Genomic DNA, 12,700 nt, shown 5'->3' with positions numbered 1-12,700 from the left:
TCGTTGTCCTAAACTTCTAAGCAACTAAAGTTGCAAGCCATCATTCTTTGGGCTTTAGCCCTTAGAAATAAGGGTCATCGAAGTTTACGTAGTGCTCGGAGCAAAACGACTTTTGTCACAGCTCCTTTGTGCTAATTAATCGTCTTACTCATCGCAGTCAAATTCTCTTTCATCACACTTAAATAATCCTCTCCTGCTTGCTGTTGGTCCTTTGACAAGCCCTCTAAGGTATTTAACGTGTATAGACTTGCTCCTGTCGCTTTAGCAATTGTCGCCGCGATCTTATCAGAAGACAACTCCTCCGTGTAGATAATTTCTACTTGATTCGCCTTAACAAAATCTTCAATTTGCGCTAATTCAGCTGGAGTAGGCTCTTGATCAGGAGATATTCCAGAAATAGCTAGTTGATGAAGGCCATAACGTGCCGCTAAGTAGCCGAAAGCAGCATGCTGTGTTACAAAATCTTTTTGACTTGCCTTTTCAACTTGGGCCTGAAACGATTCATCAAGCTCTTTTAATTGCTCGATAAACAGCTGACTATTTGTTTGATAAACCTCTTTATTGCTAGCATCAACTTCAATGATTCCTTTGCTGATTGTTTCAACTTCCTGCTGTGCTAATACAGGATCTAACCAAACATGAGGATCTACGCCATGAACATGGTTATGTCCCTCATGCTCGTCATCATCTTCTTCATCCATCTTCAGCAGCTTAATGCCTTTACTTGCCTCGATTATCACTGTTTTGTCCGTGTCAATGCTATCTAATACAGCCTCAACCCACGTTTCCATCTCATGGGAATTATAGATAAATACATCTGCATCTTGAATTTTAGCAATATCTTTGGCACTCGGCTCATAATCGTGAGGCTCTATTTCCCCTGTTATTAATAAAGAAACATCCCCCTTATCGCCAACAATCTTCTTAGTAAAATCATACATGGGATAAAATGAAGTGACAACATTCAATTTCTGATCTTTTTGCGACTCACTCTGCTTTGATTGCCCACATCCTGCTAAAATTGTCAGACTAACAACTATAAAAATAACTAAACCTAATTTCTTCATTCGTAACTCCTTTTAACAAATCGTAATAATTACACTTAATGATTATATCCAATTTCCCACGTAAAATCAACCTAAAAGCTTTATCTAGCAAATAATTACGTCATCTTCCATCCAAACCATTAAGAAAAAAAGACATTGTTCAGCTATCACTCATACCGAGTAAACAACTGAACAACCTCTCTACTTGTCATTATCTGACACATTTATTTTTTCCTTTTTTGGTCAAAGTTAAAGGCATCTTTCATTTTATCGAAAAAACCTTCTTCTTGTTCCTCGACTTTATCGCCACCAGCTTCGGCAAATTCTCTCAAAGCTCGTTTTTGTGTGTCACTTAAGTTTTTAGGTGTAATAATCTTAACAGTTACTTGCTGATCACCATTACCACTACCACGTAACTTAGGCGCCCCTTTACCACGTAAACGGAATGTCGTGCCTGTCTGAGTACCAGCAGGAACTTTCAATTTCACTTTTCCGTGAACCGTTGGCACCTCTAGTTCATCACCTAAAGCTGCTTGAACAAAGCTTAACGGTAAATCATAGTAAATTTCAGAGCCTTCACGGTCATATAGATCGCTCTCTTCCACATGGAAGACCACATATAAATCACCATAAGGTCCGCCATTAACACCCGCTTCACCTTGACCAGCTAAACGCATTTGTTGACCATCTTCGACACCAGCAGGAACATTCACTTTAACCGCATGTTTTTTCTTGATACGGCCAGTTCCATGACAATCATTACATGGATCTTTAATTGTTTGACCCTTACCACCACACTGATCACAAGTCTGACGCGTCATTACGCGGCCAAGTGGTGTTTGTCTCTCAACATTAATCGTTCCTTGTCCATGACACTTGGAGCACGTCTCTGGTTTTGTACCAGGTTTTGCTCCTGTACCAGAACACGTTCCACATGAATCTTCACGGTTAAACTTAACTGTTTTTTCAATCCCAAAAATAGCTTCCTCAAACTTTAAGTTTAAAGAATACTGTAAGTCAGCTCCCTGTCTTGGTGCATTTGGATTTGCAGAACGTCCACCGCCACCACCAAAGAATGACTCAAAAATATCTTCAAAACCACCAAAGCTTCCGCCACCGCCAAAGCCTTCAAAACCGCCACCAAAGCCGCCACCGCCGTAATTAGGATCGGTGCTTGCATGACCATATTGATCATACGCTGCTCTTCTTTGGGGATCACTTAAGATTTCATACGCTTCTGAAATCTCTTTAAATTTATCTTCCGCATCAGCCTCTTTATTAATATCTGGATGATATTGTTTTGAGAGCTTCCGATAAGCTTTTTTCAGTTCATCATCTGTCGCGCTTTTGGACACACCCAGAACTTCATAATAGTCTCTCTTCGCCATGGGTTTTCCCTCCACATCTATTCTCTAGTTTTATCTGTTTCCAGAGCCTAGTAAATCATACCATATATCAACAAAATACTAAACCATTTTTCACGAAACAAATTCTCCATTTTCCACTCCAAAGTAGGAAAAGCCAAAAGCAACTTGCTAATGGCTTCCCTCGCTCAGACTCTTATTTGTCGTCGCCTTCTACTTCTTCGAAGTCAGCATCAACAACGTCATCTGCTCCTGATTGAGCTTCTTCTGGATTTTCAGCTGCTTGTGCTGCTGCCGCTTGCTCATATAATTTAACAGTTAACGCTTGAACGATTTCGTTTAGAGCGTCACGTTTTTCTTTCATTAACTCTAAATCATTCGCTTCAACAGCCGCTTTTAATTCATCACGAGCTGCTTCTGCTTTTTTAACTTCTTCTTCATCAACTTTACCTTCTAAATCAGTTAGTGTTTTATCAACTGAGAATAGTAAGGCATCAACATCATTACGTAAATCAACTTCTTCTTTACGTACTTTATCCGCTTCAGCATTTGCTTCAGCATCTTTAACCATTTTTTCAATCTCTTCATCTGTTAAACCTGAAGAAGATTTGATAGTAATAGTTTGCTCTTTTTGTGTTCCTAAGTCTTTCGCACTCACGTTAACAATCCCGTTTTTATCAATGTCAAACGTTACTTCGATTTGAGGCACACCACGTGGAGCTGGTGGAATATCAGATAATTGGAAACGTCCTAGCGTTTTGTTATCTGATGCCATAGGGCGTTCACCCTGTAAGACATGAATATCTACGGCAGGTTGATTATCTGCTGCTGTTGAGAAGACCTGTGATTTACTTGTTGGAATAGTTGTATTACGATCAATTAATTTAGTAAAAACTGACCCCATTGTTTCAATCCCTAATGATAATGGTGTTACATCTAGTAAGACAACATCTTTAACATCACCAGTGATAACCCCACCTTGAATAGCAGCTCCCATCGCTACAACTTCATCTGGATTAACAGATTTATTGGCGTCTTTGTTAGTTTCTCTTTGAACAGCTTCCACAACAGCTGGAATACGAGTAGAACCACCTACTAGGATAACTTCATCAATATCAGATTGAGATAAACCAGCATCCTTAAGAGCTTGACGAACTGGACCTTTTGTCCGTTCAACTAAATCAGAAGTTAATTCATCAAATTTAGCACGTGTTAAGTTCAACTCCAAGTGAAGAGGTCCAGCTTCACCTGCTGTAATAAACGGCAAGCTGATTTGTGTACTTGTTACACCTGATAAATCTTTTTTCGCTTTTTCAGCAGCATCTTTCAAACGTTGAACAGCCATTTTATCTTTAGATAAATCAATGCCATTCTCTTTTTTAAATTCTGCTACTAAATGATCGATAATTTTGTTATCAAAATCATCCCCACCTAAATGGTTGTCCCCAGCAGTTGAAAGTACGTCGAAGACACCGTCACCCAACTCAAGGATAGACACGTCAAATGTACCACCACCAAGGTCAAATACTAATACTTTTTCTTCTTTATCAGTTTTATCTAACCCATAAGCTAGTGCAGCTGCTGTTGGCTCATTGACAATCCGTTCAACTTCTAAGCCAGCAATTTTACCAGCGTCTTTTGTTGCTTGACGTTGCGCATCATTAAAATAAGCTGGAACAGTGATAACAGCTTTTGTAACAGCTTCGCCTAAATACTCTTCAGCAAAACCTTTCATGTATTGTAGGACCATTGCAGAGATTTCTTGAGGTGTATATGACTTACCTTCTGCTTCAACTTTATAACCAGCTTCACCCATATAACGTTTGATAGAAGCGATTGTGTTAGGGTTAGTAACTGCTTGGCGTTTAGCAACTTCCCCTACTTGAATTTCTCCATTTTTAAATGATACAACTGAAGGTGTTGTACGATTTCCCTCTGGATTTGGGATAATTTTTGCTTCGCCGCCTTCTAAAACAGCTACTGCAGAGTTTGTTGTTCCTAAGTCAATTCCGATAATTTTACTCATAGTTAATTTCTCCATTCATATTTTTTTATTTTTTAGTGACCATCTTATTGAGTCATCGAAGTATTACTGTGCAACGATTGCCATCGTTGGTCGCAAGACACGATCTTGCAAGATATATCCTTTTTGTAAAACTTGGACAATTTCGTCCGCTTTTTGACCATCCTCAATTGCCATAGTTTGAACAGCTTGGTGTAAATTGGGATCAAAGGTTTCACCCAAAGCAGGAATTTCCTCGATACCGGCTGATTTTAGCGCATGTAAGACACTTTCCATTACCATCTCAATGCCTTTTTTCAAGCTCTTACCTTGTTCATCTTCTACTTCAATTGCTAAGGCTCGTTCTAAGTTATCAATAGCTGGTAATAGTTCTTTTCCTAAATCTTGAGAACGATACTTTGCCGAGGCTTCGCGTTCCTTTTGAAACCTGTTACGCATGTTAGCTATTTCAGCTTGAGCACGTAAAAATTTATCTTCCATTTCACTTAACTGATCCTGTAATAACTCTTCTGCACTTTTCTCAGTTTCTTCAGAAGCTCCATTCAAAATCTCATCAATTTTTTCTTGATCAACTTCTTCAGTTACTTCTGGTTCTAATTCTTCATTTTTTTCTGCCACGTTTCTGATTTCCTTTCTATCCTTAGAATGTTGATGATGAATCTAATGTGCGATAATAATCCGCCAGCTCACTAGCCAGCTCAGATCTAAACGCATCGATTAGCCCAAACATTTTTGCGTAAGACATGTTTGTAGGTCCTAGTAACGCAATCGTTCCCTTACCATGACCTGACACCTCATAAGAGGCCGAAATCAAGCTCATGTTTGAAAGCAACTCATTGTTTAGTTCATTCCCAATTCTAATGCCTATTTCATCTTCCGGTGATGCAATTAAGGAAGTTAATTTATCAGTGTTATCCATCAACGAATACACTGATTTGAACTGAGTTAAATCCGTCAAGCCGTCAAAATTCAATAGATTCATCCGACCGCTAACGTATACTCGTTCTTCAAACGCATGCCCTAAGATAGAATCAAAGAGCCCCATGATTCCTTGTGGTGTGTGGAAATACTTTTGTAGGATAATTGGAATTTCTGTTCTCAGCTTGTGATAAACCGTCAACAAAGGTTCCCCAACAAGTTTATCATTAATGATTTTAATCATCTTTTCGATATCCTCACTTGACACGTCAGTTGGAATAGTGAAAACTTTGCTTTCAACATTCCCTTTATCCGTCACAATAATCGCAATTAATTGATGACTGTTTAAAGGAACGATTCGAAAACCTGTCAAACGCTTTTCCTTAACTTCTGGTCCAAGGGAGAATGCCGTATAGCTCGTTAATTCTGATAAAATATCAGCCGATTGCTTGATGATATCATTAATCGCATTGAACTCCTGTCCAAAAGCCTGCTTTATCGTCGATAAATCCGTATGACTAACCTCAGCTGGCTGCAATAAATTGTCAACATAATAGCGATACCCCATTATAGAAGGAATTCGCCCTGATGACGAATGAGTCTTTTCGATGAGTCCTTGCTCTTCTAAAACGCTCATCTCATTTCTAATCGTTGCTGAGCTTGCGTTAATGCCCGAAGTCATCAACGTTTTTGATCCCACAGGTGCACCACTCGAGGTGTAGATCTGGATTATTAAACGCAAAATGTTCAATTGTCGTTCACTTAGCATTCCTATCACCTCTCCTTTTTAGCACTCAATAAACTTAAGTGCTAATCACAGTTATAAATATACCAAGACTAGAACTATTTGTCAACTAATAACCATTATTTTTTAGCACTCTAACACACCGAGTGCTAACTTCACCCTAAAACCCTTGATACCTAGCCCTTCCCGGCATTCAATTATTAATTTCCGACACAAAAAAGGAATAGAACGAAGGCCCTACTCCTAACTAATTTCATCATTTATAAGAAAAAGAGGTTCTAAATTCAATCGAAGGAAACAGTTGTCACCTTTTACTCCAATGTCTTAAAGCAAAACGATCTCTGTCACTTCTCTTATTCAACTAAAAATTCTTGAAAAACATCATTACCTAAAATGAGACCCTTACTTGTTAAACGCAGAAAATCCCCTGACACTTCAAGCATTTTCTCCCCAACCAGCTTGTCAATCACCGATCCATAAACACTTCTTAACTCTCGTTGAAATTTCTGATTAAAGCGATCAAAGGAGACTCCTTCAATTTTACGTAAGCCTAAAAATAATTCTTCTTCCATCCGATTAACTAAGGTTAATTCTTCAGTTTCTATGGTTGGCAATTTATTTTCTTTCAACGGTTTCAAATAATGTTGAATCGGTCCATGATTGCGGTAGCGAGCGCCTCCTAAATAACCACTAGCTCCTGCACCAAAACCATAATAATGTTCATTGTTCCAATAAATCAAATTATGCTGACTTTCTTTTCCTGGAACTGCAAAATTACTCACCTCATACTTCATTCGCCCCGCACGTTCCATCCGTTCAGCCGCCAACTCAAACATATCTCCCTCAGTATCCTCAGTTGGCAAGTTTAAGCGGCCTTGGCGCGCCCAATTGTAAAACATCGTCTTATTCTCTAAAATTAAAGAATACATTGAGTAGTGGGGTAAATCGAGAGCTAAGGCCTTTTCCAAAGTATCTTGAAAACTTTCAATGGTTTGTCCCGGTAACGCATAGATCAAGTCAATGCTGACGTTATCCATGCCCGCCTGTTCCACCAATTTCATTGTATCAAAAACATCCTGAGCCGAATGCTTACGCCCAATTTTTTTTAGTAAACGATCATCAAAGGACTGGACACCCATAGATAAGCGGTTTACTCCATGAGTTTTTAGAACAGCCAGCTTATCCAACGTCAAATCTCCCGGATTTGCCTCAACAGTAAACTCATTGCGAGGATCAAAAGGGAGTTCTTGACGAATGCCTCCTAATAGAACGTCTAATTGTTCAGCAGATAAAGAGGTTGGCGTCCCGCCACCAATATAAATAGTTTCAGTTGTTTGTGACGGATACAACTGTTTAGATAAACGAATCTCCTTAATAAGCGCTTGAATATACTCATCTACTGGTTGTCCTTGAATAAACACTTTATTAAAATCACAATAAAAACAAATATGCTCACAAAAAGGGATGTGAATATAGGCCGACGTCATTTAATCCCTACTTTCTTTAAAGTAGTCTTCAGTGTCTTGCTGGTCTTGCTTCAGTTGAGCGATAAGCCCCTCAACACCAGTAAATTTAACCTCATCTCTCAAATAATGGTACCATTCAACAGCTACCTGCTCACCATAAATATCCTGATTAAAATCAAGTATATTCACTTCAACAGTCACATCTCGACCAGGCTCAAAGGTAATATTACGCCCAATTTGTGCCATCCCAACATACCACGTTTTTGCGACCTTAATTTTAACTGCGTAAACGCCTTTGCGCGGCAAACGAACACTAGAAGGTACTTTGATGTTAGCTGTGGGAAACCCCAAGGTACGACCGCGAGCGTCTCCATGAACAACTGTTCCTTCTATTTCATAGGCATAACCTAAATACTTTGCGACTTCTTCCATTTCACCCGCCGCCATCAGCTCACGTATCTCACTTGAACTGATTTTTTTGTTATCAGCCATTTGCTTGGGTACAGTCACAATGTCAACACGCCCTCTTGTATAATTAGGCAAGTTCTCCATGGTCGCCACATCTCGTGGCCCGTATGTGTAATCAAAACCAGCAACAGCCACCTTAGCATGCAAATCAATCATATATTGATCTACAAAGGCTTGGGGAGACAAACCAGCAAAAGCTGATGTAAACTCAACAATATAAAGGTAGTCAACACCTAAATCAGCCATTCGTCGCTCTTTTTGTTCAATTGTGGTTAAGTACTTCATACTCTCCGGCTGAATCTTTTGAAAAACGATCGATGGGTGTTGATTAAATGTCATCACCGCCAATTTCAAGCCTCGTTTCTCAGCTTCAACTTTCCCCCGACGAATCACTTCTTGATGGCCACAATGAACGCCATCGAAAAAGCCTAATACTAAGACGACCTCTTCACTAGGGATTTGTTCTAATTTATATGGATGATGTATTTCAATTACTTTCATAAATAAACTTCCTTTTCTCTAGTTGTTTCGTAAAACTTTAACCGGCTTTAGCCATTGTTTCTTTGTCGGATGTAGTTGATAGATCCCAATTAGAAGCTCCTGATAAAAAACAGCAATCAAGTCAGTTTCTTCCTTTAACGAAACTGATTCTCTTGGTAAAAAGCCCCCATTGCGTACCACTTGATAGTCTGCATCAGATAACTCTAATCGCTCAAACATCGTAACAGCCCGTTCAATCGGCAATAAAAAGGATACATCCTCTTTTTCCATTAGATCGGCAATATCTTTTAATGTAAAACACTCATTTGCGTTAAATCCTCCACTGCCAACTCGGGTCAAATCAGACATATGCGCCTCATAGCCCAGCTTTGCCCCAGTATCAACTGCTAGAGTTCTAACATAGGTGCCTTTGCCACAGCCCACTTCAAATTTCCAAGACATTGTACCAGACAGCTTATCCCAGATAGGCTCAGAGGTCCGCTTAAAATAATCAATAACTGCTTGACGTTGAGGGCGTTCTACTTCGATACCTTCCCTAGCATACTCATACAGTCGCTTGCCATTAACCTTAACGGCTGAATACATCGGTGGAATTTGCGTAATCGTTCCAACCATTTGAGCCATCACTTGATCAATCTCATCATTAGTAGGTGCCATTTCAACTGGACTTTCTGCGACCATTTCTCCGCTCACATCTTCTGTTGTCGTTGAAAATCCGAGAGTAATCTCTCCAACATATGTTTTGCCACTATCTTGTAGATATTCAATTATTTTAGTTCCTTTGCCAATACAAATAGGTAAAACACCGTCCACATCCGGATCCAAGGTGCCACCATGTCCCACTTTTTTAGTATGTAATAGTTTGCGCAACTTAAAGACACAGTCATGACTGGTCATCCCGCGCTCTTTCCATAATGGTAAAATACCGTCCATTTTTTTACCTCTCATTCATAAGATAACTTGTACATTATAGCATACTACAAGGAATTTTTCTGTTTATCAACTCAAATACCTAAAAGAAACTAGTTAGTCCTCCTTCAAGTAATTGACTCAAAAAAAGAGCGAGACAACTGTCCCACCCTTTACTAATTTCACAAATATTATGAGACTAGTCCGCTAAAAAAGCGACTCATACTCTTTTTAATTTAATTCCAAGCTTTTTCCGTTAGTTGCAATTACTTCTTGATACCAACTAAACGATTTCTTTTTACTTCTAGCCAAGGTGCCTTCACCTTGATTATCTTTATCGACATAAATAAAACCGTATCTTTTTTCCATCTCACCAGTACCAAAACTCACAATATCAATGATTCCCCAAGGAGTATAGCCAATTAAGTTGACACCATCTTCATTAATCGCTAAAGCCATTTGTTTAATGTGCTCCGTCAGGTAGTTAATTCGGTAATCATCATTAATACTGCCATCTTCTTCTACTTTATCATAAGCACCAAATCCGTTTTCAACGATCATCATCGGAAGATTGTAGCGTTGGTCTAAAAGATTTAACACATAACGCAAACCAACCGGGTCAATCGGCCATCCCCAATCGCTCGCTTTGATATGATCGTTTTGAGTCATCTTAACCCCATCAGCAATCAAATGACCCTCGCGTTTCAAATCAGCTGTAACAGTTCCAGACATATAGTAGCTAAAACCAATATAATCCACTTTTCCAGCTTTTAGTGTCGCCAAATCCTCTATTGTGTACTCGATATTATAGCCTTTTTGTTGCCATTCCTTCAATACATACGCTGGAATTTCACCGCGGGCATGAATATCATTATAGAAATAGCGTAGATTCATTCCTTTCACCGATGCCATCATATCATCAGGATGGCATGAATAAGGATAGACTGGTACATATGCCATCATACACCCAATTTGCATGTCAGGATTAATCTGATGACCAAGTGCCACAACTTTCGCACTAGCGATTAATTCGTAAAGTGAGGCTTGATAGATAATCTCCTCAGCGTTTTCACCTTCCGCTACTATCACACCTGAATTTGTCCAGTTATGCAATTTCTCATGGCCACCAGCCTGATTATTAATCTCATTAAAAGTCATCCAGTACTTAACTTTAGCTTTATAACGACTCATCACAACTTCCGCATATCTAACAAAAAAATCAATCACTTGCTTATTTTTGAAGCCACCATAAGCCTCATGCAAGTGATAAGGCATTTCAAAATGAGATAAAGTAACAATTGGCTCAATGCCATTTTTTAGCAATTCATCAAAAAGATCGTCATAAAATTGTAAGCCCGCTTCATTCGGCTCTTGTTCATCACCTTTTGGGAAAATTCGACTCCAAGCAATGGATGTTCTAAACGCTTTGAGCCCCATTTCCGCCAATAACACAATATCTTCTGGGTAACGATGATAGAAATCAATCGCTTCATGATTTGGGTAGTTTTTACCAGGGATAATGCCTTTAGTAATTTCTCTAGCAACACCATTGGCTCCAGCAGTCATTACATCTGCGATACTCACGCCTTTACCACCTTGGTCCCAACCACCTTCAATTTGGTGCGCTGCGACTGCACCGCCCCATAAAAAATCTGATTTAAACATGTCTTAACCTTCTTTCTTTTATTGTGCCTGCAACTCTTTCTCAGCTGCTTTGTTAGCAGCGATAACAAAAGGTAGATATAATAAAATCGAAATGCCCAAACAAACAAACCCGATAATCAACGCTAAAAAGTTACCACCCGTGCCTAAAAACGGAATCAGCGGACCAGGAGTTGTCCAGGGAACGCCAATAGCTGGTGAAGGAATCAGTTTCAGAACAACTGTTACAACATAACCGACCATAATATTAACCATCGGTGTTAGCACAAATGGCACAACCAAAATCGGATTCAAAACAATTGGCAAACCAAAAATAAGAGGTTCGTTGATATTAAATAGTCCAGGAATAAATGACATTTTGGCAATTTCTTTATACTCTGGTCGACGAGAAGCAATAAAAATGGCAATAATTAACCCGAGAGTCATTCCACTTCCGCCCATATTCGCAAAAGCATCATTCAGCATTCCCCAAGTTTCAGGGTAAGGAATATCTTTCAAACTACCTGTTTCATTAATATAAGCCAAATTGGCCAAATCTGGTTCCGTAAAGATCGCCGCTCTCACAGCATTTAATGTATTTGGGCCGTGAATCCCAATCGCCCACAATAAATTTTGGGTAAAAGCAATGACTAGAACACCAAAAAGATTACCGCCAATATTTCGCAAAGGGGTTTGAATCGTACTATAAATCACTTCATTAATCCCATTTGGTGCCACCAATGATATCGCAAAACTTAAAATCGACGCTAACATGATCATGATAACAATTGGAATTAAACCAGAAAATGAACGAGAAACAGCTGGAGGTACCATTTCTGGCATATTAATTTTCAATTTTTCATTTTTAAATAATTTTGGTAAAAACTCACCAATTAAACATCCGACTAACATTGCTACAAATAGTCCCTGAGCGCCCAAATAAGTCGTTTCCATAACCGTTGGCCCATTATCCAATCCAAAAGGAACAGGATACAAAATAACAAAACAAGCAATACTCGTCAAGCCAGCTAACATATCGTCTGCTTTAAAATGCTTGGCTAACAAGCTTGCAACTAAGAAGGCAATAAACAATGACATAATATTGATTGTTCCATTGGCAGCTGATGCTAAAACTCTTTGTGCCTCTTCTAAATTCGGAAAAAATTTAGGTAAAAATAATATTTTCGCTAAAAATCCTTCCTTTGAAAAAATTAAATTATTCAATAATATCACCACAGAAGAAGCCATGGTTAAAGGAAATATAAACATAAATGAATCACGAATTGCCGCGACATGACGTTGATTATTCAATTTAGTCGCGACGGGTACCAAGGTTCTTTCCATAAACGCATTAAACTTGTCCATCTTTCGTCTCCTTATAATTAATCTTATCCAGTCTTGCAAGATACTGATATAACTAGTATAACGATTTGCAGACATAAATATATAACTCTATCGGAAATTGGTTATTATTCCACAAAAAGAAACAAGCACCACAACGAGCTTGGGACATAAGTCTCAGGATAAATAAAATAGAAGACCGAAAATCGTAAAAATGATTTTCAGTCTTCTGTTTTTTAGATTATTGGGAGAATTAGTCTTGTTTGATCGCTTATTTA

Annotated in this window: 10 protein-coding genes; all 10 read right to left on the bottom strand. The window is 38.8% G+C overall.

Features of this window, described 5'->3' with window-relative positions; all coding sequences use genetic code 11:
• Window positions 1-131 precede the first annotated feature (131 nt).
• The 10 genes from AC5KOD_RS20375 to AC5KOD_RS20330 all read right to left on the bottom strand — a co-directional run bounded on the left by AC5KOD_RS20375 (window position 132) and on the right by AC5KOD_RS20330 (window position 12,446).
• Window positions 132-1,067: a metal ABC transporter substrate-binding protein gene (locus tag AC5KOD_RS20375; protein WP_496916427.1), complete on the bottom strand. Its 936-nt coding sequence runs from the start codon at window positions 1,065-1,067 to the stop codon at window positions 132-134.
• A gap of 203 nt (window positions 1,068-1,270) precedes the next feature.
• On the bottom strand, window positions 1,271-2,434 hold the full coding sequence (gene dnaJ, locus AC5KOD_RS20370; RefSeq protein WP_496916426.1) for a molecular chaperone DnaJ: 1,164 nt from the start codon (window positions 2,432-2,434) through the stop codon (window positions 1,271-1,273).
• A gap of 172 nt (window positions 2,435-2,606) precedes the next feature.
• Window positions 2,607-4,436 carry a molecular chaperone DnaK gene (gene dnaK / locus AC5KOD_RS20365; RefSeq protein WP_496916425.1) on the bottom strand — a complete coding sequence of 610 codons (1,830 nt, stop codon included), beginning with the start codon at window positions 4,434-4,436 and terminating at the stop codon, window positions 2,607-2,609.
• A 63-nt stretch (window positions 4,437-4,499) separates the two neighbouring features.
• Window positions 4,500-5,060 (bottom strand): nucleotide exchange factor GrpE, encoded by a 561-nt coding sequence (gene grpE / locus AC5KOD_RS20360; protein WP_496916579.1) that lies wholly within the window; start codon window positions 5,058-5,060, stop codon window positions 4,500-4,502.
• Between the two features lie 13 nt (window positions 5,061-5,073).
• Entirely contained in the window at window positions 5,074-6,120 is a 1,047-nt protein-coding gene (hrcA, locus tag AC5KOD_RS20355; protein ID WP_496916424.1) for a heat-inducible transcriptional repressor HrcA, read from the bottom strand.
• Between the two features lie 329 nt (window positions 6,121-6,449).
• Window positions 6,450-7,583, bottom strand: a complete 1,134-nt coding sequence (gene hemW / locus AC5KOD_RS20350) for a radical SAM family heme chaperone HemW (RefSeq protein ID WP_496916423.1) — start codon at window positions 7,581-7,583, stop codon at window positions 6,450-6,452.
• Complete coding sequence (gene ribF, locus AC5KOD_RS20345; protein WP_496916422.1) at window positions 7,584-8,531, bottom strand: riboflavin biosynthesis protein RibF; 948 nt, start codon at window positions 8,529-8,531, stop codon at window positions 7,584-7,586.
• Between the two features lie 18 nt (window positions 8,532-8,549).
• Window positions 8,550-9,464: a tRNA pseudouridine(55) synthase TruB gene (gene truB / locus AC5KOD_RS20340; RefSeq protein ID WP_496916421.1), complete on the bottom strand. Its 915-nt coding sequence runs from the start codon at window positions 9,462-9,464 to the stop codon at window positions 8,550-8,552.
• 207 nt (window positions 9,465-9,671) lie between these two features.
• Window positions 9,672-11,105 (bottom strand): 6-phospho-beta-glucosidase, encoded by a 1,434-nt coding sequence (locus AC5KOD_RS20335; RefSeq protein WP_496916420.1) that lies wholly within the window; start codon window positions 11,103-11,105, stop codon window positions 9,672-9,674.
• Between the two features lie 18 nt (window positions 11,106-11,123).
• Window positions 11,124-12,446 carry a PTS sugar transporter subunit IIC gene (locus AC5KOD_RS20330; protein WP_496916419.1) on the bottom strand — a complete coding sequence of 441 codons (1,323 nt, stop codon included), beginning with the start codon at window positions 12,444-12,446 and terminating at the stop codon, window positions 11,124-11,126.
• Between the last annotated feature and the right edge of the window lie 254 nt (window positions 12,447-12,700).

Source organism: Vagococcus sp. WN80Y, from assembly GCF_059621045.1.
The sequence above is the reverse complement of the archived record's forward strand: the minus strand, read 5'-3'. Positions and strand labels throughout refer to the sequence as shown.